The 23,030-nt window shown below is 50.0% G+C and carries 22 protein-coding genes and 1 pseudogene; 15 read left to right on the forward strand and 8 right to left on the reverse strand.

Going from position 1 to position 23,030, the window contains the following annotated elements:
• Positions 1 to 47: 47 nt before the first annotated feature.
• From HZB31_07680 to hpt, 6 genes are all read right to left on the reverse strand, one after another.
• Positions 48 to 1,208 (reverse strand): acyl-CoA dehydrogenase family protein, encoded by a 1,161-nt coding sequence (locus HZB31_07680; protein ID MBI5847812.1) that lies wholly within the window; start codon positions 1,206 to 1,208, stop codon positions 48 to 50.
• A gap of 95 nt (positions 1,209 to 1,303) precedes the next feature.
• Entirely contained in the window at positions 1,304 to 2,482 is a 1,179-nt protein-coding gene (locus HZB31_07685; protein ID MBI5847813.1) for a class II aldolase/adducin family protein, read from the reverse strand.
• A gap of 7 nt (positions 2,483 to 2,489) precedes the next feature.
• Positions 2,490 to 4,244 carry an aldehyde ferredoxin oxidoreductase gene (locus HZB31_07690; protein MBI5847814.1) on the reverse strand — a complete coding sequence of 585 codons (1,755 nt, stop codon included), beginning with the start codon at positions 4,242 to 4,244 and terminating at the stop codon, positions 2,490 to 2,492.
• 11 nt (positions 4,245 to 4,255) lie between these two features.
• Positions 4,256 to 5,596 (reverse strand): TldD/PmbA family protein, encoded by a 1,341-nt coding sequence (locus HZB31_07695; protein MBI5847815.1) that lies wholly within the window; start codon positions 5,594 to 5,596, stop codon positions 4,256 to 4,258.
• Complete coding sequence (queD, locus tag HZB31_07700) at positions 5,586 to 5,957, reverse strand: 6-carboxytetrahydropterin synthase QueD (GenBank protein MBI5847816.1); 372 nt, start codon at positions 5,955 to 5,957, stop codon at positions 5,586 to 5,588. The genes HZB31_07695 and queD overlap by 11 nt, the downstream gene beginning before the upstream one ends.
• Before the next feature lie 18 nt (positions 5,958 to 5,975).
• On the reverse strand, positions 5,976 to 6,497 hold the full coding sequence (gene hpt / locus HZB31_07705) for a hypoxanthine phosphoribosyltransferase (GenBank protein MBI5847817.1): 522 nt from the start codon (positions 6,495 to 6,497) through the stop codon (positions 5,976 to 5,978).
• A gap of 219 nt (positions 6,498 to 6,716) precedes the next feature.
• On the opposite strand from hpt, the gene HZB31_07710 reads away from it, so the two are divergent.
• The 10 genes and pseudogenes from HZB31_07710 (at position 6,717) to rimI (ending at position 15,439) form a co-directional block, all read left to right on the forward strand.
• Positions 6,717 to 8,867 carry a response regulator gene (locus tag HZB31_07710; GenBank protein MBI5847818.1) on the forward strand — a complete coding sequence of 717 codons (2,151 nt, stop codon included), beginning with the start codon at positions 6,717 to 6,719 and terminating at the stop codon, positions 8,865 to 8,867.
• 76 nt (positions 8,868 to 8,943) lie between these two features.
• Positions 8,944 to 9,662 (forward strand): annotated as a pseudogene (locus HZB31_07715) (hypothetical protein).
• Between the two features lie 77 nt (positions 9,663 to 9,739).
• A complete protein-coding gene (locus HZB31_07720; protein ID MBI5847819.1) occupies positions 9,740 to 9,907 on the forward strand; it encodes a hypothetical protein in 168 nt (55 codons plus the stop codon).
• 159 nt (positions 9,908 to 10,066) lie between these two features.
• The gene (locus HZB31_07725) at positions 10,067 to 10,507 is read left to right on the forward strand and encodes a transcriptional repressor (GenBank protein MBI5847820.1); all 441 of its coding nucleotides are present in this window, start codon (positions 10,067 to 10,069) and stop codon (positions 10,505 to 10,507) included.
• Positions 10,500 to 11,492 carry a zinc ABC transporter substrate-binding protein gene (locus HZB31_07730; GenBank protein MBI5847821.1) on the forward strand — a complete coding sequence of 331 codons (993 nt, stop codon included), beginning with the start codon at positions 10,500 to 10,502 and terminating at the stop codon, positions 11,490 to 11,492. Before HZB31_07725 ends, HZB31_07730 begins: the two co-directional genes overlap by 8 nt.
• On the forward strand, positions 11,483 to 12,226 hold the full coding sequence (locus HZB31_07735) for a metal ABC transporter ATP-binding protein (GenBank protein ID MBI5847822.1): 744 nt from the start codon (positions 11,483 to 11,485) through the stop codon (positions 12,224 to 12,226). Before HZB31_07730 ends, HZB31_07735 begins: the two co-directional genes overlap by 10 nt.
• A 14-nt stretch (positions 12,227 to 12,240) precedes the next feature.
• Positions 12,241 to 13,065: a metal ABC transporter permease gene (locus HZB31_07740; GenBank protein MBI5847823.1), complete on the forward strand. Its 825-nt coding sequence runs from the start codon at positions 12,241 to 12,243 to the stop codon at positions 13,063 to 13,065.
• Positions 13,066 to 13,084: 19 nt separating this feature from the next.
• Positions 13,085 to 14,296, forward strand: coding sequence for an MFS transporter (locus tag HZB31_07745; protein ID MBI5847824.1), 1,212 nt, complete (start codon positions 13,085 to 13,087; stop codon positions 14,294 to 14,296).
• A 7-nt stretch (positions 14,297 to 14,303) separates the two neighbouring features.
• Positions 14,304 to 14,990, forward strand: coding sequence for a tRNA (adenosine(37)-N6)-threonylcarbamoyltransferase complex dimerization subunit type 1 TsaB (tsaB, locus tag HZB31_07750; protein MBI5847825.1), 687 nt, complete (start codon positions 14,304 to 14,306; stop codon positions 14,988 to 14,990).
• Positions 14,972 to 15,439: a ribosomal protein S18-alanine N-acetyltransferase gene (gene rimI / locus HZB31_07755; protein MBI5847826.1), complete on the forward strand. Its 468-nt coding sequence runs from the start codon at positions 14,972 to 14,974 to the stop codon at positions 15,437 to 15,439. The genes tsaB and rimI overlap by 19 nt, the downstream gene beginning before the upstream one ends.
• A gap of 8 nt (positions 15,440 to 15,447) precedes the next feature.
• Here rimI and HZB31_07760 read toward each other — a convergent pair whose 3' ends face one another.
• Together HZB31_07760 and amrS are read right to left on the reverse strand one after the other, a co-directional pair.
• Positions 15,448 to 16,641 (reverse strand): PAS domain S-box protein, encoded by a 1,194-nt coding sequence (locus tag HZB31_07760; protein ID MBI5847827.1) that lies wholly within the window; start codon positions 16,639 to 16,641, stop codon positions 15,448 to 15,450.
• Positions 16,634 to 17,662 (reverse strand): AmmeMemoRadiSam system radical SAM enzyme, encoded by a 1,029-nt coding sequence (amrS, locus tag HZB31_07765; GenBank protein ID MBI5847828.1) that lies wholly within the window; start codon positions 17,660 to 17,662, stop codon positions 16,634 to 16,636. The genes HZB31_07760 and amrS overlap by 8 nt, the downstream gene beginning before the upstream one ends.
• Positions 17,663 to 17,790: 128 nt before the next feature.
• On the opposite strand from amrS, the gene HZB31_07770 reads away from it, so the two are divergent.
• The 5 genes from HZB31_07770 to HZB31_07790 all read left to right on the forward strand — a co-directional run bounded on the left by HZB31_07770 (position 17,791) and on the right by HZB31_07790 (position 22,958).
• Positions 17,791 to 17,997 carry a zinc ribbon domain-containing protein gene (locus tag HZB31_07770; GenBank protein ID MBI5847829.1) on the forward strand — a complete coding sequence of 69 codons (207 nt, stop codon included), beginning with the start codon at positions 17,791 to 17,793 and terminating at the stop codon, positions 17,995 to 17,997.
• Positions 17,998 to 18,122: 125 nt separating this feature from the next.
• Positions 18,123 to 19,115: a response regulator gene (locus HZB31_07775; protein ID MBI5847830.1), complete on the forward strand. Its 993-nt coding sequence runs from the start codon at positions 18,123 to 18,125 to the stop codon at positions 19,113 to 19,115.
• 63 nt (positions 19,116 to 19,178) lie between these two features.
• Entirely contained in the window at positions 19,179 to 21,833 is a 2,655-nt protein-coding gene (locus tag HZB31_07780) for a valine--tRNA ligase (protein MBI5847831.1), read from the forward strand.
• Positions 21,833 to 22,666, forward strand: a complete 834-nt coding sequence (gene nadC / locus HZB31_07785; protein ID MBI5847832.1) for a carboxylating nicotinate-nucleotide diphosphorylase — start codon at positions 21,833 to 21,835, stop codon at positions 22,664 to 22,666. The genes HZB31_07780 and nadC overlap by 1 nt, the downstream gene beginning before the upstream one ends.
• A 106-nt stretch (positions 22,667 to 22,772) precedes the next feature.
• Positions 22,773 to 22,958: an SAP domain-containing protein gene (locus HZB31_07790; protein MBI5847833.1), complete on the forward strand. Its 186-nt coding sequence runs from the start codon at positions 22,773 to 22,775 to the stop codon at positions 22,956 to 22,958.
• Positions 22,959 to 23,030 lie beyond the last annotated feature (72 nt).

The raw sequence follows: 23,030 nt of genomic DNA on the forward strand, positions 1-23,030 counted from the left end.
CCCTGCCTGTTCGATACGAGGGCAGGGCTTTTATGGTAAATAAATGACTATTTGTTGTTTCTCGCGAATTCCTTGATAATCTCCTGACCGATGACATTGCGCTGAATCTGGTTCGTTCCTTCATAGATCTGGAGGATCTTGGCATCCCTCATCATCTTTTCGACGGGGTACTCTTTCATGTATCCTGAGCCGCCCATGACCTGGACCGCATCCGTGGTGACCCTCATACCTACGTCTGTTGCAAAGCACTTGGCCATGGCAGATTCCTTGGACACATCCTTTGCTCCGCTGTCAACCAGTCTTGCAACTGAGTATACAAGAGACCTTGCCGCCTCGATGTCCATTGCCATATTCGCCAGCATGTGCTGCACTGCCTGGAAGCTGATGACCGGGTGGCCGAACTGGATCCTCTTGCGAGCATATTTTACCGCTTCTTCGTAGGCGCCCTGCGCAACGCCAAGTCCCTGCGAGCCAACACCTGCGCGCGAACTGTCCAGGGTCTTCATCGCAACGATAAAGCCAATACCTTCTTTACCTATGATGTTCTCCTTCGGAATTCTGCAGTTGTCAAAAACAAGTTCGGTCGTTATGGACGCCCTGATACCCATCTTGTCCTCTTTCTTGCCGAAGGTGAAACCGGGCGTGCCTTTTTCGACAACAAAGGCCGAAGCGCCGCGGGGTCCTTTTGCCCTGTCGGTGATCGCTATGATCGTATAGACATCTGCTACGCTGCCGTTTGTGATCCATTGTTTGGTGCCGTTCAGAATATATTCATCGCCGTCAAGTTTTGCGGTTGTCTGAATGCCGCTCGCATCGCTGCCTGCATTTGCTTCGGTCAGACCGAAGGCAACGAGTTTCTTGCCTGCTGCAATGTCCGGAAGGTATTTTTTCTTCTGCGCATCAGTGCCGAAGAGAAGCAGCGGATAGGTGCCGAGAGCATTGGCGGCATATGACGTTGAGACACCGACACAGGCGCGGGACAGTTCCTCAACACAGAGGCAGAGTTCAAGGCATCCCTTGCCGAGACCGCCGTATTCTTCAGGGATGAAGAGGCCGAAGAGGTCTGACTGAGCGAGCACCTTCATGATGTCCCAGGGGAATTCACCGGTCTCATCCAGATGGGCCCGAACAGGAACAATCTTTTCTTCGGCAACCTGCCGGGCAAGATCCCGTATCATTACCTGCTCTTCAGTCAATAAATAATCCATAATCAATCCTCCAACGTAAATTCGCTGCAGAGTGCATATCAAAATATCAGCGGTCATTTTAACAGATACGGAAGGCTTTTTGGAAGAAAGAACTTTTAGATAAGTCCCTGAATTTTCTTCAAATATTCATGCATGCAGATATTTTCAGTGGATTGTATGAGTTCAAAGGCTGGACTGAAGGTATCGTCGCTGACAGAAAAGATGCCGTGCCCAAAGACAATAACTGCCCGACTGTCTTCCATCGCTTCAGGAACGGTTCTTACGAGGCCTGTCGGACCTGTACCGATTTCGCCTGATACGATTGGTATCCGCGATACTGCCCTCTGCTGCCTGCAGGAGCGATAGCAGGTTGAGATATCGCAGCCCTCTTTTCTGCAGGACATGGACATGATTACCGTGAATTTTGGGTGGCCATGGACAATGGCGCGTCTGCCCGTCTTTTTGTGGACGCTGATATGCGCGGAAAGCTCTGACGAAGCAGTTATTCCTGAGGAGGACGATCCGTCAAGAGGGACTGCGTCAATACAGGTTTCGAGCTCATCCAGGGAACTGCCCGTCTGGCTTATATAAATTGTGTTATTGAAAATGTAAGAGATATTGCCGAAATAGGAGTCGACGAGTTTTTGTCCAACAAGCTCCCTGCCCGTCAGTATGAGCTGCTGATATACCTCCTGCTCATTCCGGGGCGGGACAGATGGAATATCAGTGCCGGACCCAATTGCCACAGGTATTTTATCAACGATCTTTTGATATGCATTCAGCAGATTTCTGTTTTCAGGCGTCTTGCCAGTATTACGGTCTTCAAGATGGAACATGACATCTGAAAAAAACTTGACAAAAATCGAGAAGCAGACCGAGCTGAAAGAAACAAAGGCCTGTTCAGGGCTGACCGTGCCACAGGAGACAATGCCTCTGTTTCCGACAATGGCCGCCTTTCGTCTGGAAAGGGCGCGGCTGATCGCCACAGCAGAATGCACAGGGATGATAGGGATGTCATGGAGAAAGGTCCTTGTCTCGCAGTCTGTCGGCACCAGAGCGGATTTCTGATGATCTGCATAATAGGCAAGGATGCTCTTGTACGGCTCAGCAGGCTCTGCATAGAGCAGACTATTGATCTGCATGAGGTCAAAGACCCTAACCAGTTCAGGGTCGATATCAGTCAAAGACCTGTTTGAAGTCAGTTCTGCGTCGAGGCCGAGGAATGAAATACTGTTCTGTTGAGCCAGCCCCTGTCGGACGATTTTGTCTGCATATTTGGCAATAAGCTTTTTCATCGCTCTGCTACAGATACGCTCCCAATCCCAATCTCTCCATCAAGACACTTGTTGGTAATCCTTTCTCGTCATATCCCCTGATCTTGTAGTAATTGCTTCGTGCACCCAGGAATTCCTTTCTGTCCAGCGGCCTCACTTTGATCTGCGCTGAAGAGGTGCCCTCCTCGGAAAAAAACCTCCCGGGAAGGTCGTCCTCAACGCCGGTGATATTGTTCAGGGAGTTCAGGTAGCGTTCGAGCACGTAAATGCGCTCGCCTGTCCTGAGTAAAGACTGGGTATCATGGGCCTTGCCGGTTACCGCAGAGACCGCTTTTGCATATTCTTCAAGGGATGCAGCAAAGAAGACAAATTTGCAGGCAGTCAGTGAATCAATGACTGCGTTCATGTCCTCGGCGATCTTGATGATCCGTGCCTTACCCTCAAAGGAGAAACGGTCCGTGGCAACGGGCTTTCTTAATATCTCGTGGCTGATGGGGTAGGCACGCAGATGGCAGCCTCCACGGTTCGATGTTGCATACGCCAGTGCCATGCCGTATGCGCCGCGAGGGTCATAGGCCGGCAATTCAAGCCCTTTGACCGACATGCTTGCCTGCGGTTTTCCGACAGCCATGGCATAGTGACGCGAGCCGCGCGACAGCATTCTGCCCCGTTCGGTATTCATTTCTGCAATCTCCGTGATGAGCGCAAGAAGTTCACCAGAATTCAGTTCTATTCCTTCTGTCTCGGCAAAGCAGGAGATGGTTGCTGCTGTTGTGATCGTGTCGAGGCCGTAATCATTGCAGAGCCTGTTTGCTTCTATGATTGTCGCAGCGTCACTATTAGTATTCAGTGCGCCGAAGTGCGAAACCGTTTCGTATTCTGGCATTACTTCACCCCTGCTGCCAATCTTCTTGCAGAGGATCGGACAGCCCATGCATCCGGTTTTTTTTGCGTCATAAAGACGCTTCAGGTTATAGCCCGAATAGGATGAGGACGCAGTATAGAAGGTCTGCCTGAAGTTGCTGGTGGGCTCCATCCTGCGGCTATGGATAAGGTCGACAAGTGCGGCGGTGCCGAACTCTGAAATGCCGAGCTCACCAAAGACTGCCTGGGATGCCCTGAGCAGCCGCATAATATCTTCCCGACTCTCTTTGACTGCAGCGGCGTCAAATATGTCGAACGAGCCGCTACCTTTTATGCGTATCGCCTTGAGCTTCTTGGCTCCCATGACTGCGCCGAGTCCGCCCCTGCCTGCGAGGTAGTGCCCGTCAAAAACAATCGATGAAAATGAAACCTGATTTTCTCCAGCAATGCCGATTATGGCATCAGAACCCTTGCTTCCGAGCAGGGTCCGCGCGTCCTCTGCATTTTTCCCGGCAAGGTGACCGGCATCAGCGATCACGACAGTCTGGTCATCGATCAGGACCATCGCCCATGTATCGGCCTTGCCGGTTATCTCGATGAAATCATAGCCGGCACGCTTTAGCTCTGTCCCGAACCTGCCGCCCACTGAGCAGTCAAATATGGTGCCGGTGAGGGGGGAACGCGATACGACGGAAGACCTGCCGGAGGTTGGTGTGTCTGTTGCCACGAGAGGACCTGATGCAAAAATAAGCGGCATCTCAGGAGCATCATAGTTCTGCACAATCCTTTTACCCAACAGTGCTACGCCAATACCCCGTCCTCCGATATACTGTTCAATGAGGTCGACCGGAGTATCAACGATTTCGGTCTTTTTTGCAGAAAGGTCGATTCTCAGGCTTTTGGACGCGTATCCGTACATGGGTGGGCCGTTCAGGCGCTTACATCAATATCGGGGATGAGCAAACTTGGAGAGCCGAGACTTCCGTAAAATTTCATATCATCTCCCACGGCAGAGACCTTCCGGAAGAAGTCAAGAAGATTCCCCGATATAAGCGCTTCTTTAACCGGAAAGGCGACCTCTCCCTGTTCGATCCAGAGTCCGGTGACGCCGATCGAGAAATCGCCGGAAATAGGGTTTACCATGTGGATGCCCATGGCATCGACGACATAAAGCCCTCTGCCCATTGTCCTGAAAAGATCCTTTGCGGCAATGCGGTCAGCAGCAGTGGCAGGTTCGAGATACAGGTTCGTGACGCCCACTGAAGGCAGAGACGCATGACTGCCCCTGACCGCATTGCCGGTCGAGACGGTATTCCCTTTCCTTGCGGTATAGGTATTGAAGAGATAGGACTGCAGCATACCTTGCTGTATCAGCGGCTTTGACTGTGTGGCGACGCCCTCGTCGTCAAGAGGCTTGCTGCCGAGTCTGCCGGGAAGCAGGCCGCTGTCGATGATCGAGATCTTCGGGCTGATGACCAGTGTATTGAGTCTGTCTGCAAGCAGTGACCTGCCTTTTTGGACCGCATCAGAGGAAAGGGATGAAGCAAAGATGCCCAAGAAATCATTGGCAACGGAATGGTCAAGAATGACCGTAGTTTTCCCGCACTGTATCTTCCGTGATCCGAGCAGGCGGATGGCTGATCCCGCTGCTGTCCTGCCCACGTCCTCGAAGGAAATCTCTTTTAGAAAACGGGAGCCCATGTAGTCCCACCCTGTCTGGCTCTCTTTGCCGGACTCTGCAATAGCGGTCAGCTGCGCTGAACAAGAGGTCGACTGATATTGTGCCTTTACCCCGAGGGAACTTGCGATAATCGTCTCAGCAACGGTGAAGGATGTCGAGGGCTTTCTTACTCTTTTGATCCTGTGGTCCGCATTATATGCGGCGCGTTCGATCTGCATTGTCATGGAGATTGCATCGTCTTCCTTCAGATCGCGGATGGCAGCATCAAAAATATCGACTGTATTTGGCGACGACGGCGAAGGGAGACAGTGAAAGAGGTCTTTCTCAACTGAGCGGCATACATCCATGGCGCGTGCAATTACCTGGTCAGCTTCGCTGATAGCCGTAGAAAATGAGAAGCCGAGACGGTTGTTTCTGATGACCCGCACGCTATAGCCTGAACTGAAAGAGGTAGAAAGAGATTCGACGGCCTGGTCTTTTATTTCAACGGCAATGTTCCGGTAAGACTTGCAGAATACCTCTGCCTGGTCAGCACCGCTTTTGAGTGCCCTGCCAAGAATATCCTCGGCAAAGCCGGGATCAGGACTCATAATAGGTGGCTGATGCCGTGTCCGACTCCCAGACCGAAACCGCAGAGACCCTGACGCGTTCATCGGTGATCTTCTTCTTCATGCTGTCAAAGATCCATTTCGCCATATTCTCTGACGAGGGGTTCTTCTCGGTGAAGGGAAAGATGTCGTTCAGATATGCGTGGTCAAGAGGTGCTACCACTTCATTTGCCATTCTCTTGAGATCATGAAAATCTATGGCAAGATCAATTTCATTCAGAGTCTCGGCCATGACGCTGACCTGTACCTTCCAGTTATGGCCGTGCATGTTCTCGCACTTGCCCTTATATTCTCTCAGCTGATGGGCTGCAGAAAAAGAAACTTCTACCGACAGTTCAAACATTATAGTCCTCCGAAAAGTTCAGGTGGTTTTTTTGAATATGGATACGTAGGGAAGATTGCGGTATTGGTTGTCGTAGTCAAGGCCACAGCCCACGACGAATTCGTTCGGTATTTCGAAGCCGACATAGTCCAGCGGCAGATCGACCTCTCTGCGTTCTTTTTTGTCGAGGAACGTGCAGATCCTGAGGCTGCGGGGCTCCCTGTTCAGGATACGCTCCCTGATGTAATTCATCGAGATGCCGGTGTCGATGATGTCCTCGATAAGCAGTACGTCCTTGTCGGCAAGCTCTTCCCTGATATCATAATGCAGTTTTATCTCTCCGGAGGTTTCCGACTTCAGATAGCTTGATGCCACGATAAAATCGATCGTGAGCGGAGTCTGGATAAGTCTCACAAGATCACTGAAAAAAATAAAGGCGCCCTTAAGGATGCCGACGGCCAGAAGGTTCTTGCCTTTATAATCGGCTGATATTCTTGCTGCGAGTTCCCTGTTTTTGCTCTGTATCTGTTCTACGGTAAGAAACGGTTTGCCAACGACCATGAAAACCTCCCGCAACAATAAATAAGTGCAGCTATTTTAACGTTCCGGACTACTATTCTACAACTAAAAGGGGTATCTGCCTCCAGCACTTGCTCTTTTATATTCATATTCATAAGATATTGGCATATATCCTATGAGGGATGAGATGCGCGCCCGGCTGATCGGCAGGGTGAGACATAATTATCGGCCTGGTAAATTTTCTGAGAGGATAGGTGATCGGTGAGGGATCACGGATTGCGGCTGAATAAACAGGATATTTTTACCAGCGGCATGTATGGTAAGTGTGAACCGGCAGTCATGTATAAATTCATGATGCTGAACCTTATCCTTATTGTTGGAACGCCCTTTTTGCTTGTATTTGGGATTCTCGATATATACCGCGGTCTTCAGCCTCTGGGTTATATCATTACGGCATCCGGTTTCCTCTGTGCCGCAACGTTTACCTTTCTCAGGAAAACAAAGAACTTCATCTTCGGCAGCTATTTTCTTGTTTTTGTACTCTTCTGGACATTTCTCTATCTGCTGGCCACCGGCGGCAGTGGAAACTCGGGGATCTTATGGTATTACTCATTTCCACTCATCTCTCTTTTTCTGCTTGGCGCCCGAAAAGGCTCCCTTATCGTATTTACATCGCTTCTGTTTGCTGCGGTAATTCTTTTTTGGCCCGGCACTCCTTTTCTTAAGACAACCTATGTCAGCGAGATAAAAATACGATTTATTCCGAGTGTGCTAGTGCTCTGGATTATCACCTCTCTCTTTGAATATGTCATGTCCGCTGCCCTTAAGATCGAGATCCAGAATACGGAATTAAGAGAAGCGGTTGATGAACTCAGTAAGGCGAGGAAGGCCCTTATATCAGAGAAGGAGAGACTTGCGGTGACGCTTCGTTCTATTGGAGAAGGTGTTATTGCTGCAGATATGAACGGACTGGTTGTTCTTATGAATACCGTTGCAGAAAAATTGACCGGATGGACTCAGGGGGAGGCAGCAGGCAGGTTTGTCGGGGATATTGTTCATGTCAATGACAGAGCGTCCGGGAAATCATGCGACATCTCATTGACCGAGGTTTTTGAAAAAAAGACGATCGTGGCGGCCATGGAGCTCAGAGTCCTTGTGAACCGAAAAGGCATTGAGAGGATTATCTCTGACAGCGGCGCCCCCATTTTTGACAGAGACGGGCAAGTTGTCGGTGCTGTGCTTGTTTTCCGTGATGTTACGGATCAGGTCCGCATGGAAGAAGATCTGTACCGGACGGGGAAACTCGAGTCGGTCGGTCTGCTTGCCGGCGGAATTGCACACGATTTCAATAATATCCTGTCCGGCATTCTTGGCAACGCGGAGCTGGCCAAAATAACGGGCAGCAGGGGAGAGGATGCCGGTCCATTTCTGGAGAGGATTTTAAAGGCAACTCGTAGGGCTACGGCGCTTACCAATCAGTTGCTGACCTTTGCAAAGGGCGGAGAACCGATCATTAAAAGCATTACTCTTTCGAATCTGCTAAGGGAAAATGTGGAGTTTGCGCTGAGCGGCTCGCCGATAAAGGGCGATATCAGCATCTCCGATACCCTATGGGCAGTCTACGCAGATCCGGGACAGATTGGTCAGGTAATAAGCAATCTGCTGATTAACGCCGCTCAGGCCTCCTCCGAGGGGGACAGCATCAGGGTGACAGCGGCCAATATTACAGCCTTTGAGGGAGAGATTGCGGGCCTGGCACCTGGCCGTTACGTTGCCATCACGATTCAGGACCATGGGTCCGGCATTTCTCCAGAGAATATGGCGAAGATATTTGACCCTTATTTTACGACCAAGGACTATGGTACGGGTCTCGGCCTTACGATCTCATATTCGATTATCAGAAAACATAATGGGCTTATCAAGCTGGAGTCCAGGCTTGGTGAGGGCACTACGTTTAACGTCTATCTGCCTGCATCATTTGAGGAAGTAGAGACAGATGCTCCGCGGGCTATGATCTCTGCCGCCTCCTGCAAAGGAAAAATTCTGGTAGTTGATGATGAAGAGGACCTTAGGATAATTTTGTTTACTCTGCTTGAGGGCTGTGGATATGTGGTCTTGCCGGTGGCGGATGGTGAAGAAGCCCTTTCTGCCTATAAAGCTGCCATGGCAGCGTCAGAGCCATTTGATCTGGTCATAACCGACCTTACCATTCCCGGCGGAATGGGGGGAAAAGAATTAGTTGAAAGACTGCTTGAGATTGATTCAAAGGCCAAGGTGATTGTCGCAAGCGGATATTCTCATGATCCGATTATGGCCCAGTTCGGGCGGCACGGCCTTAAAGGGGTCATCGAAAAGCCTTTTGAGTTCAGCACAATTACCGATATGATAGCCCGCGTGATTGCGGGCGACTGAACTACGTTGTCCCTAAAGGATATTGGTATCAAAGGTCGGTTCTATCGACAACCTTATCCTTCACGTTATTCACCCCATGATCGATTCCAGCTTCAGAAACCAGGCTTCTACAACGTCGGCCATGAACTTCATGCAGGACAGGCAGGAAGAGCAGACAAAAGCTGAAACAAGGGCAAGGCTGGAACTCGAACGGTACCATGTCGAATGCGTCTCGGTCCTTATCTGCCAGATCATGCTGCCGCAGGAGCTCATGGATACCCAGACCAAAAAGATTATCGCATCATGCTGCCGCAGGAGCTCATGGATACCCAGACCAAAAAGATTATCGCACAGCAGCAGACTACACAGTTTCAGGAAGAACAGAAGGCCCAGGTGACAAGAATAGAGATGGAAAAGACCAAGGCGACAGCTGATCAGCAGCCTGAACTTGTCCGGGCCGAGATTGCGGTTAAAGTTGCAGACCAGAAGAAAAGAGAGACCGTTACACTCGCTGAAGGTAATGCTGAAAGCGCAAAACTGAAGGGTGAGGGTGATGCCAGGGCAATCGAGTCAATCGGTACTGCTACGGCAGAGGCGTATGAAAAGCAGAAGACAGCCATCGGGCCTCAGGCCATTATGGCTATCGAACTCGCAAAACATATCTCTACAGGCAAGATCAAGATAATGCCGGATATCCTAACTATTGGGAGCGGCGGTGCGGCTGACGGGCTTGCAGCAGTGCTTACACAGGCGATTGCACTCAGCGGCGTGAAGCTTGATCCTGCCGGCAAAGGTCTCAACGCGACGGATTCATAGATGTGCGAATCTCAATAAATGAGTCTGACTCCATAGACTATATTTTGATAAATTATTTCGGGAGGAGGTAACTTTTAATGAAAATATCAGAACCATCAATCCTTATACGCATTAGTCAAAAATACCAAGATGGAATGAGTGGACAGGCTCTGCTTGAGATAACCAGAGGCATATGGAAGGTTGGCACAAGAAGGGAAAAAGCTCAATATGCTTTTATCGTGAGGCAGAATGAAAGTCGAAGCTGAATTGTAGCGACGAGGTGCAACCTCCGTCCTAAAAAGTAGACCCTGGAAAATCGAGCTTTCTCTTAATATGACCTGTCCTCTCTATCGCCCGCCTGTCATCTTGACTTCTCCTTTCTTTCCGCGTTAAATAGAAACAGTTTCTATTTACGAAGGGGAGTCATGAAACCTGATTTTCAGCCATTATTGAAGCGCCTCAGTCTGAAATCAACGCCGAAGAGGATTGCGCTATTAGAGATCCTCGATGACGAAAAGGTGTACCTGAGTCCTGAGGCGATCTGGAAGAAGATGCAGAAGAGGTTCAAGAGTATCGGCCTTCCTACCGTGTATCGTATCCTCGAAGAACTGCATGAAGGCAACATCATATCCCGCGTACTCCATCCTGACCGAAAGCTCTACTATTATCTCTGCAGGAATGAAGAACACCATCATCACTTTATCTGTGTTTCCTGCAGCAGGGTCGAGGACCTGCATTTCTGCGCTGAAAAGGAGATAGAAACTCTGGTGGTCAAAGGCATGAAGGGCAAGGTCCTTTCGCATATCCTCCAGATTAACGGGCTCTGCAGCAGATGTCTGACTGAGAAGGTTCCGGCGCATGGCTAAGATTAGGTCACTACTGATTCTGATGGTTTTACTGACGCTCCCATTGTCGTTTGGTTGCTCCAGATCAAAGGATTCACAAAGCAAGGATCGATCCGGAAAACTTATTGTCATTGCTACCCTGTTTCCGCTTTATGATTTTGCAAGGAACATAGCAGGGGACCGGGCTGAAGTGAAGCTTCTTTTGCCGCCCGGTGCAGAACCCCACAGCTTCGAGCTCAGGACAAGCGACATGGTAATGCTTAACCATGCTGACATATTTATCTATACGAACAGATATATGGAGCCCTGGGCAGAGAAACTGCTGAAGGGAACAGAGTCCAAAGGCCTTACGGTTGTTGATGCAAGCAGCGGTGTAAGATTTATCGAAGGCAGCATTGACGGCGCTGAAGACGGAAAGCATGACCATCAGAGCAAGCCCGGACATAAGGAAGATTACAAAGAGCATGAGGTCCATGGGGCAGACCCGCATATATGGCTCGACTTCAGCAATGCCCAAAAGATGGTCGATACTATTGCAGTCGCCTTTATCGCAAAAGATCCTGTCAACAGAGATATGTATCAAAAAAATGCAGAGGCCTATAAAGCCCGTCTCGAAGTTCTGGACAGGGCCTATCAAAAGGGGCTTGCTAACTGCCGAAAAAAGATTTTTATTAACGGAGGCCACTATACCTTCGGGTATCTTGCCAACCGATATGGGCTCAGATACAGGGCAACATACGGTTTTTCTCCTGATGCTGAGCCGACCGCAAGGAACCTTGCGGATATAAGCAAAACGCTCCGCAAAGAGGGGCTGAGGCACCTTTTTTATGAGGAACTCCTCAGCCCGAGGATTGCCGATACGATCGCAAAGGAGACCGGTGCATCACTTCTGAAGCTCCATGGGGCCCATAATATTTCGAAGGAAGAGTTCAATGCAAACAGGACATTTATTGAGCTGATGGAAAGGAATCTTGCTAATCTGCAGGCAGGTCTTCAATGCCGTTAACTATAGTCGAGGCCAGGGACCTCAGTGTTGCATTTGACGGGCGACAGGTGCTGTCCGGCGTGAACTTCAGTATCCTGCAGGGCGATTACATCGGGCTTGTCGGCCCGAATGGATCAGGCAAGTCAACGCTTATCAAATGCATGCTCGGCCTGATCAAGTCTTCTCACGGAGATATTTCTCTTTTTGGTTCAGCACCACTTGAAATGAAGAGCCGTGAGCGGATCGGGTATCTGCCGCAGAGGATGGAGTTTTTCAACCCACGTTTTCCTACGACCGTGACCGAGGTGATCTCACAGGGAATGATCGCCAACAAAAGGGCAGGGAAAAAGTCAGGTGGTGAAGAGATAGAAAAAGTGATAGAGCTCTTTGACCTGAGATTTCTCAGGAACAGGCTGATCGGGGAGCTTTCGGGAGGCCAGCAGCAGCGGGTCTTTATTGCGAGGGCACTTGCGAACGCACCGGAATTTCTTATCCTTGATGAGCCTACCAGTGCGCTTGACCCTGAAGTGAGGGAAAGTTTTTTCGAGCTGCTCCACGATCTGAATCAGAAGAAGAAGGTCACGATCGTTCTGGTTACGCACGATATCGGCGGCGTTGGCCAGTACGCAACAAAGCTGATGTACCTCGATAAAAGGGTGATCTTCTTTGGCGGGTTTGATGAGTTCTGCCTTTCAGAGAACATGGCGAGTTTTTTTGGCTCTGCTTCGCAGCATATTATCTGCCATAAACATTGACGAAAAGGATGTAAATGGATTTTATTGAGTTTTTAGACTACGGGTTCATACAGCGGGCGCTTATTGCCGGTTCTCTCATATCCGTGCTCTGCGCTGTGCTTGGCGTGGTCCTTGTGCTGCGGAGACTCTCGATGATCGGCGACGGCCTTTCCCATGTCACCTTTGGCGGTGTCGCCCTTGCCATGGCACTGAACTTCTATCCCCTTGCGGTTTCATTGCCGATCGTCGTGGTAAGCTCCTTCGGCATACTCAAGATGATGGAAAAGGCTCGGGTATTCGGGGATGCTGCCATTGCGGTTGTCTCATCGATCGGCATAGCAATCGGGATATTGCTTGCCAGCATTTCCGGAGGATTTAATGTCGATCTCTTCAGCTATCTGTTTGGCAATATCCTTTCGATCAGCACGTTTGAGGTTGCCGCAGCAGTGCTCATATCTCTATCCGTGCTTGCAGCCATCTCTTTCTTCTTTGATGAGATATTTTCGATCACCTTTGATGAGGATTTTGCGCGAGCCTCAGGCATCCCGGTTGACCGCATCAATGCGGTGCTGATGGTTCTGACTGCGGTTACGGTTGTGCTTACCATGAAGGTTGTTGGCATTATGCTCACCTCTGCGCTTCTTGTCATACCTGCCGTGACCGCTTTTCAGAATGCACGGGGGTTCAGGAATGCGATCATCATTGCATCAATCTCCTCGTTCCTTTCCCTTGTGTCCGGTGTGTTTATCTCCTTTACCCTGAACCTGCCTGCAGGCGCTACCATTGTGATGGTCAACGTCTTTCTTCTGTGCGGCTCCTTTCTTTTCAGGCATTTTTTCGGCAGTCATGCTGCAGAATAGTACAGCTGCTCAATAGACCATGGAACATTCCGGCAGATTTTCTGCCTTCTCATTCAGGGACTTCAGACTCTTCTGGTTCGGACAGATAATATCCCTGTCCGGCAGCTGGATGCAGACGGTTGCACAGGGCTGGCTGGTGTACAGCCTCACAAAATCACCACTTCATCTCGGCATGGTCGCTGCGGCAAATGCCCTGCCGATACTGCTTTTCTCGCTTTTTGGAGGTCTGATTGCAGACCGCTACCCAAAGCGTAATCTGCTTCTTCTCACGCAGGCGCTTTCGATCATACCTGCAGTAATTCTCGGCTATCTCGTGAGCCACAATATAGCGACTGTCTGGCATGTTGCAGCATTGGCTGCATTTCTGGGAACGATCAATGCACTTGATATTCCGGTGCGCCAGTCTTTTCTTGCAGAGATGGTCGGAAAAGGCCATATTGCAAATGCCATTGCCCTTAACTCGGCGGCCTTTAACGGAGCGCGCATAATCGGCCCGGTGATCGCCGGTATTGCGATAGCCTACCTGGGCATTCCGGCATGTTTTTATCTGAATGCCCTGAGCTTTGTTGCCGTCATCATCGCATTGTACCGTATCGAGGCCAGGGGCGAGATCAGAGGAAGATCAGAGGGGATGCTCAGGGACTTTAAGAGAGGGGTTGTCTTTATCGGAGGAAACAAAGAGATGAAGCACGTCTTTCTGCTGATCGCTGTTTTCAGCGTAATAGGCCTGCCCTATATCAGCCTTCTTCCGATCTTTGCTGGCGAGGTATTCCATGCAGGCCCAAAGGGGCTTGGATTTCTGGTCGGCGCATCCGGCATCGGGGCCTTCACGGCAGCCCTTCTTATTGCCGCGCGCAGGGATATAAGGGACAAGCCGCGCTTTATGTCTTTTGCTGCGCTTACGTTTTCCGCAGCGCTTTTTCTCTTTTCTCTGTCCAGCACATTCTGGCTGTCGCTGCTGATTATTATGGCTGCAGGCTGGGGTATGGTGAGCTATCTGGCTGTTGCCAACAGCGTTATTCAGATAACGGTTCCTGATGAACTCAGGGGGCGGGTCATGTCCATCTATTCGCTCGTATTTTTGGGCACCGTCCCTATTGGCAATGCGATCATGGGAGTCGCTGCCGACTATTTCGGTACGCCGCATGCAGTTTCTGTATCAGGTCTTATCTGTCTGTTCGCTGCGTCCTTTTTTGCGAAACGATATCTGAAGCAGCGCATTACGATATAATACCGGTATGAAAATTCTTGCCATTGAAACATCGACCATGCTCGGCGGCGTTGCCATAGCTGATGAAAAGGGCCTTATTGCAGAGACGAGGCTGAATGTTAAGTCCACACACTCTGAGCGGCTGATGGCGACCATTGATGAGCAGCTGAGACAATCTGAGCTGGCGCTTTGCGATATTGATGTCTTTGCGGTCGCCTCTGGTCCTGGTTCATTCACCGGCCTGAGGATAGGTCTCAGCACGGCCAAGGGACTCTGCTATGCAACGGGCAGACCACTGGTATTGGTTCCAACGCTCGATGCCTATGCACGCAGTTTCCCCTTCTCCAGGCATCCTGTCTGCGTTATGCTTGATGCGCGCAGGGGCGAGGTATATGCTGCGGTTTACCAGTGGAGCGGCGGTTTCGTAAAACTCCTTGATGAGGTCTCTGCGGCCCCGGAAGACCTGTTCAGAGATGTTGACAGCCCGGTTATTCTTGCGGGCGAGGGGGCACTGGTCTATCGTGACAGACTTCTTGCATTACTCGGAGACAGGGCACTGTTTGCTCCTCTCATACATATGGTGCCGTCTCCGGCCAATGTTGCATTGCTCGGCCTTGAAAAGGCAGTTCAGGGCGCATTCACTGATGCATCGGCTGCTGAGCCTTTTTATATCAGGAAGTCAGAGGCTGAGGTAAAATGGCTACAAAAACGCTGATGGATGTCCTGATCCGTGACCTCAGACCTGAGGATGTTCCGGAAGTGCTTGCAATAGAAAGGAGTTCTTTCAGCACACCCTGGTCAGAGATCCTTTTCATGAATGAAATTTTCAAGCCCAGGTCTCTGCCAAAGGCGGCTGCAATCGGAGATATGATCGTTGGCTACATCTGCGCTAACTATCTTCTTGAGGAGGGACATATCCTGAATGTTACCGTTCATCCCGACTTTCGCAAGCAGGGCATTGCATCCCGGCTGGTCCATTCTATGCTCGATCTGCTTTGGGAAGAGGGCTGCCGCGCGATCTTTCTCGAAGTGAGACAATCTAACACGGCTGCGCTCCGGATGTATGAGAAAGCGGGATTCGGCAGGATCTCGACGAGAAAAGCCTATTATACGCTGCCGGTTGAGGATGCGGTGATCATGTCGCTGCGGACAGAAGAACCCTGAGTATTCTATCAGGATGTCAGGGTATTTCTTTTTGCCTTTTTCTTCGATGAGCTGTCAATATCGAGGATGGTAATATCCTCGGTATACGACTTGGTTCTATAGCTCGTTACATGACCTAATTTTGTGACAATATCATTGAGCCGGAAGCAGCTCTCCTCAAGGGCTCCCAGATATTTCGTAGAATCCGTCAAAGTGCCGAGCTCATCGGCAAGCAGTGATACGGCACCCACAATAACCTGGAGCGGCTGCCTGAGTTCGTGAGCTGCTCCGCTTGCAAGTTTCACTACGGCATCAAGTTTTTCTGCGGTCACATCCTTGAATACGAGAACTTCCCATATATCGTTTTTGTCACTGAACTCAATAAAGGTAGAGTGAGTTGATATGGTTCTGCCTGCGATCTCAATTTCTTTGGGTTCTTCAAGAAAGCGCTTCACCTTGTTGTATGCAGGACAATCAACGCAGGGTGTGTGAGAACACGTTTTCCGGCCGCAGGCGAAGATCCAGCACCTGCAGAATCCTGAACCATTGAGGGGGCAGGCCTCTTCTGAACTGCAGCGGTTAATCTCCCAGCAGAAGGGACCCCTATAGGACTTATCCACACGGAATACCGCCTGTCTCAGGTGATGGTTTAAGGAAAGCGACAATACATTTTTGCCTTTCAGGTCGTCGTTGACGTCGAGCATACAGGAAAGTGCCTTATTGTAGAGGGTTACCGTGCCTGAGTTGTCCAGGAAGATAATTCCCTCCCGGATGTTGTTCAGCACGGCCTCAAGTTTCCGCGTCTTTTCGATGAGGCGTTTGTCATTTTCGATGCGGCTGGTGACATCCTCAAAGAGTTCAACTGCGCCGATCACATCGCCTTTTTCGTCAAGAAGCGGCGAAGTGGATATTTCGACCGGTATGGTATGGCCGTCCTTATGGCGCAGATAGACGATTTCGGGTCCGAAAGACGATCGGCTTACGATCGTGCCTGAAAGCGGACACCTGCCCATGCAGAGATTATTGCCCGTCTGGTCACAATGGTTCAGCAAGTTGTCATGACAGAATTTACCGATAACATCCTCGCTCGTAAAGCCGGTTATTGCCTCTGCCTTCTTATTCCAGATCGCGATTCTTCTGTCCTTGTCCGTGACATAGATACCCTCATTTGCCGAGTTGATGATCTTGAGGAGATAGTTTTTTTGCTGAAAGGTCCTATGCATTGTATGGGTGATCTCCCCAGATGCCGTTGATTTTTGCCTTGCATTGCGGACATTGTTCTGCCGTAAGATGGTTTTCGAGTATCCGGTATCCAACGCGCTTTATGAGCAGGCTTCTGCATGAGGGGCAGTAGGTGTTCTCCCCCCCCTCACCAGGCACATTTCCCTCATAAACGTATTTCAGGCCTGCCCTGAATCCGATATCCCTTGCCTTGCGAAGAGTATCAACAGGCGTCCGGGGCTTATCCATCAGCTTATAGGTAGGATGGAACTGGCTTACATGCCAGGGTATGACCGGATCGACCGATGCGATGAACTCTGCAATGGCTGTGAGATCGGCATCAGAGTCATTGAGTTCAGGGATGATGAGAGTCGTCACCTCAATCCAGACCCCCAGTTCTTTCATGAGTCTGATGGTCTCCTGTACAGGCTGGAGTCTTGCCCCGCAGATAGTGCGGTAAAAGGTATCGCTGCCTTTCAGGTCAATGTTATTGGCGTCAAGAAATGGTGCTATCAGCCTTGTTGCTTCGGAGCCGGTATATCCGTTGGATACAAAGACATTTCTGATGCCTTTTGTCCTGGCAAATTGCGCGCAGTCATAGGCGAACTCAAAGAAGATCGTCGGCTCGGTGTAGGTGTAGGAGATGCTTTTGCAGCCCTCTGAGACAGCTGCATTTACGATATCTTCAGGGGTCACATCCCGCCCCGGTATGGCGAACTTCTCTTCAGGGCGAAATTGGGATATTTCGTAATTCTGGCAGTGCTGGCATCTGAAATTACAGCCGACCGTGGCGATGGAAAGAGATGTCGTACCGGGGAGAAAATGGAAAAGCGGTTTTTTTTCAATAGGGTCAATGTTCATTGAGATGACTTTGCCGTACACAAGACTGTAGAGCGTTCCCTGTCGATTTTCCCGGACCGCGCACAACCCCCTCTTGTCATTATGGATGAGGCAGTTATGACTGCAGAGATGACAGGCTACATCATCCCCGTCCCGTTTTTCATACATCATGGCTTCTTTCATGACTTCATTATATCAGGTATCAGCAAGATGTAACCCCTTTTTATTAAACAATATTGATCTCTAATTGACTTAGAAACGTCCTTCTTTTTAGTATACTAATGTATGAAATTAAGTAACAGGAGGTAACAATGCCTATTTATGAATATGACTGTTTGGACTGCAGAGAGAGATTTTCTTTTCTGCAGAGTATAACATCTGGAAAGAATGAGACAAAATGTCCGAAATGCGGATCTGCTAACGTGAAGAAGTTGATGTCGTCATTTTGTTGTTCGTCAGGATCGGGCAACGGCCTTTCCTCCTCTATGCCTTCAGGCGGATTTAGCGGCGGAGGTTGAGGTGTTTCTTCCTGCTGAGCCGTTGGTTCAGCCCTGTTCCGGATAGTCACGAACTGATAAAAAGTCTTGACAATTTCAGCACTTAGCACTAAAATTTGTCAAAATACTTTAAATTGAGGTGAAGAATGGCTCGCAAGCTATTACTCGCGGATGACAGTATAACCATACAGAAGGTTGTGGAGCTCGTCCTCGCTGAGGAAGATTTTGAGATAAAGTCCGTGAGTAATGGTGAGGACGCGCTGAATCTGATCGAAGGCTTCAAACCGGACATTGTACTTGCTGATATAGAGATGCCCAAAGTGAACGGGTATCAACTTTGCGACAAGATTAAAAAGAATCCTGCTACCGCTCATATCCCTGTCATTCTCCTTGCCGGAGCGTTTGAACCGATTGACGAAGAGCTCGCATCCCAGATCAAAGCTGACGATTCTGTGATTAAGCCCTTTGAATCACAGGAGCTGATCAGCAAGATCAATTCAGTTCTGACCATGGGGTCTGCCGGTGAAGAAGAGTTTCTTGCTGCTGAAGAGAGCGATGCAGTAACAGGTGAAGATGTCTTTGTTCTTGCGGAAGATGCCGAAGAGGTGGTAGCGGTTGCCGAAGCTGAAGATGATCTATGGTCTATGGAAGAGGTTCCGGAAATCACTGAAGCGCTCAGTGCAGAGTCAGAAGAAGAGACCTTTGAAATTGCGGAGGAGGCTGTGTTTCCCGAAATTGAAGAAGCTCCTGCCCGGCCTGCGTCTGTTGCAGCGGCTATCGAGGTGCCTGAGCCTCGGGTCGTCAGGGAAGTCGTGATGCCGGAAGTGGTTCTGCCCTCAAAAGAGGAGATGCTGGCTGTCTTTGAAAAGACGGTGAATTCGAGCGTAACCGCTTTCCTGTCAAACCTTGATATCAAGGGAGTAATCCTGGAATCGCTTACACCGGCCATGAAAGAATCGGTTGAAAAGGTCCTCTGGGAGATAGCTCCGGAGCTTGCCGAGAAGCTGCTTAAAGAAGTTCTCCAGGGCTCAATTGCCTCTCTTACCGGTCAGGTGGAAAAGGTTATCTGGGAGACTGTTCCTGATCTGGCAACTACCATGATCTCGAAGGAGATCGAGAAGATTAAGTCTGAATTTTAGGTTTCATAATTTATACAGAAAGGGCGGGGAAGCGGCAAAACCGAATCCCCGTTTTTCTTTGGCATGGCAGAATTAGATAAGAGTTATAACCCCGAAATAACAGAAAAGAAATGGTATGAGTTCTGGACAGGCAGGAACCTGTTCACTGCTGACCCGAACGCGCCCGGTGAGCCCTTTACGATCGTTATCCCGCCCCCCAATGTTACGGGGACGCTTCATATGGGTCACGCGCTGAATGCGACCCTGCAGGATATTCTGATCCGCTGGAAACGGATGAGCGGGTACAATGTCCTTTGGGTGCCGGGTATGGACCATGCCGGGATAGCTACGCAGAACGTCGTCGAGCGCCAAATGGCATCGGAGAAGATCGACCGCCATCAGCTGGGCAGGGATGTATTCATCGAGCGGGTCTGGACATGGAAGGGTGAATACGGCGGCAGGATTATTAATCAGCTTAAGCGGCTCGGTTCTTCCTGTGACTGGTCACGCGAGCGCTTCACTCTTGATACAGGCCTTTCAAAGGCTGTTGTCGAAGTCTTTGTTACCCTTTATGAGCAGGGGCTTATCTACCGTGACAACCGGCTGATTAACTGGTGTCCCAGGTGTCATACCGCGCTTTCCGATATTGAGGTGGAGCACGAGGATGTTGACGGCAAACTGACTCATATCAAGTATCCCTTTACTGACAAAAGCGGCCATGTAATTGTTGCTACCACACGACCTGAGACCATGTTGGGCGACACGGCAGTTGCGGTGAATCCGGAAGATGAGCGATACCAGCATCTGATCGGCAGGACCATTGACCTTCCGCTTACGGACAGGAAGATACCAATTATTGCTGATGCTTCAGTCGACCCGGCTTTCGGAACCGGTGCCGTGAAGGTGACGCCTTCTCATGATTTTAATGACGAGGCCACGGCAAAGAGGCAGTCGCCAGTGCTCCCCTTTATCACGGTCATTGCGCTTAATGGGACCATGACCGCAGAAGCGGGGAAGAAGTATGCGGGAATGGACCGGTATGCCTGCAGGAAGGCGGTCATTAAAGATCTTCTTGAAATGGATCTGATCGAAAAGCAGGACCCATACACGCATGCCATCAGTCAGTGCTATCGCTGCAAAACGGTCATCGAGCCGCTGCCTGCTCTTCAGTGGTATGTGAAGGTAGCCCCCCTTGCGGAAAAGGCGATGGATGCGGTTCGGACCGGCAAGACGAATTTTGTGCCCAAGTCCTGGGAGAATACCTATTTTGCCTGGATGGAGAATATCAGGGACTGGTGCATTTCTCGCCAGATCTGGTGGGGCCACAGGATCCCTGCCTGGCACTGCGATTGCGGTGAAGTGATGGTCAGCCGCAGAGAGCCTGAACAATGCGGTAAATGCGGCAATATCCGGCTCAAACAGGATGATGATGTCCTTGATACCTGGTTTTCTTCGGCGCTCTGGCCGTTCTCGACGCTGGGCTGGCCTGACGAAACCCCGGAACTGAAGAAATATTATCCGACGGCGGTGTTGGTTACCGGATTTGATATCATCTTCTTCTGGGTTGCTCGCATGATGATGATGGGAATTCATTTCATGAAAGAGGTGCCGTTCAGGGATGTGTACATTCATGCCCTTGTCAGAGATGCAAGCGGCCAGAAAATGTCGAAATCAAAGGGCAATGTGATCGATCCTCTGCTCATGATGGACAAATACGGCACTGATGCGTTCCGGTTCACGCTTGCGGTCTTTGCTGCCCAGGGACGTGACGTTAAGTTCTCGGAGGAACGGGTTGAGGGGTACCGCCACTTTGTGAATAAGCTCTGGAATGCTTCACGGTTCATCCTCGCAAACACTGAAGGCAGCAGGAAACCGGCAGTTGCTGATATGGCGCATCTTGATGTCGGCAGCAGATGGATCGTCTCCAGACTTTCTGCTGCAGCGGGCGACGTGCATAGGGCGCTTGAGGAATACCGCTTCAATGATGCGGCTGGCAGCATGTACTCGTTTGTCTGGCATGAACTCTGCGACTGGTACATCGAAATGGTAAAGCCGGTGCTCTACGGCGAAGACGGAGATAAAGAAGCGGTAAAAGAGTGCCTCCTGTATATCCTCGAAAGTACGATCAGGCTGCTCCATCCGTTCATGCCCTTTGTCACGGAAGAGATCTGGCAGACTATGCCTCATGAAGGAGAGAGTATCGTAACGGCCCCGTATCCCCGGGACATCCCCCGTGATATTTCTGCTGAGGAGCAGATGGAAGTTATCATGGAGACGGTCATGGCGATCAGGACTATCAGGGGTGAGCTTAACATATCTCCGTCCGTTGAACTGAGGGCGATCGTAAAGACCCATGCTGACCATACAAAAGATATTCTTGCAGATAATATGCTCTTTTTGAAGAAACTGAGCCGTGCTGATATTCAGAAGATTGGCGCTGATGTCGAAAAACCGAAGGGTTCTTCTGTAGCGGTCAGGACCCATGTCGAAGTATATGTTCCTCTTGAGGGATTGCTTGATCTTGACATCGAGATAGAACGCATCAAAAAAGAAATGGAAAAGCTGCAGGAGACGGCGGCCTTCCTTGGTAAAAAACTGAACAATGAAGACTTTGTCGGCAGGGCCCCGAAAGAGATCGTTGCAAAAGAAAGAGAAAAATACGACGATTGTATAAGAAGGATGGACCGCGTTAAGGAAAATCTGCAGAAAATGCTGGACCTTAAGGGAACAGAGGCATAATGGATTTGCCGGCAAGTGTCACCCAACTTCTGCGGCATGCGATCGAAGAGGACATCGGTCACGGTGACATAACGTCGTCTCTTATTATCCCAAAGGAAAGTGAGGCCCGGGCTCTCTTTATTGCAAAGGGAAACTTTGTGCTTGCAGGCTTTCCGTTCAGTCGGGAAGTGTTTCATATTCTTGACAAGACCGTATCGTTTAAAACATTCCACGCAGAGGGTGCAAAGGTCATCAGGGGCGATGTATTGGGCGAAGTTGCCGGAAAAACGAGGCTGCTTCTTGCGGGTGAGCGGACGAGTCTGAATATCCTTCAACATCTTTCCGGAATAGCTACCCTGACAGCCCAGTTTGTTGAGGCTGTTGCAGGAACTAAAGCGAAGATCCTTGACACCAGGAAAACGACCCCCTGCCACCGGTTCATGGAAAAGTATGCCGTCCGCATGGGCGGCGGTGTAAACCATCGGTATGGACTATTTGACGGTATATTGATCAAGGACAATCACATCGAAGCGGTCGGGGGGATAAAAGAAGCGGTCAGCCTGGCAAAGGCGGGTCATCACCTGGCAAGGATCGAGGTGGAGGTCGAGAACTTCAGAGACCTTGAGGAGGCGCTTGAGGCAAAGGCTGACATCATTATGCTTGACAATATGTCTATAGCTGACATGACCGAGGCGGTGAGGATTGTCAATGGCCGGGTTGCGCTTGAGGCCTCGGGAAATGTCACTCTCGACAATGTCCGTGAGATTGCTGAAACTGGCGTTGATATGATATCTGTCGGTGCCCTGACCCATTCCGTGACCGCTGCAGACATCAGCCTCAAGATAGTCCAGTAGTTATCCTGAGATCCCGTGATTTTTTTCTTGCATTCCTGTTTATTTTGCACTAATGTCATCTCATATGATGCCCTTATAAATATAAATACTAGGAAAGGTGGTATGTATGACGCTGAAAGAGGTTAAGGAGAGGGCCATGAATTATGATATCAAGGCTGGCAAGATGAAAAAAGACGAGCTTGTCAGGGCTATCCAGAGAGCAGAGGGCAATTTCGACTGCTTTGGGACTGCTGTATCAGGTGACTGTTCTCAGGAGGATTGTCTCTGGCGCAAGGACTGCCTGAGCTGTTGAAAGGGTACACAAGGCACTTCCCCTTTAAGCTCCTTCGCAGTTTCCTCTGTCCTTATTCGCCGTGAATCCCTT

Source organism: Nitrospirota bacterium (genome assembly GCA_016235245.1).
GTDB lineage: Bacteria > Nitrospirota > Thermodesulfovibrionia > Thermodesulfovibrionales > UBA6898 > UBA6898.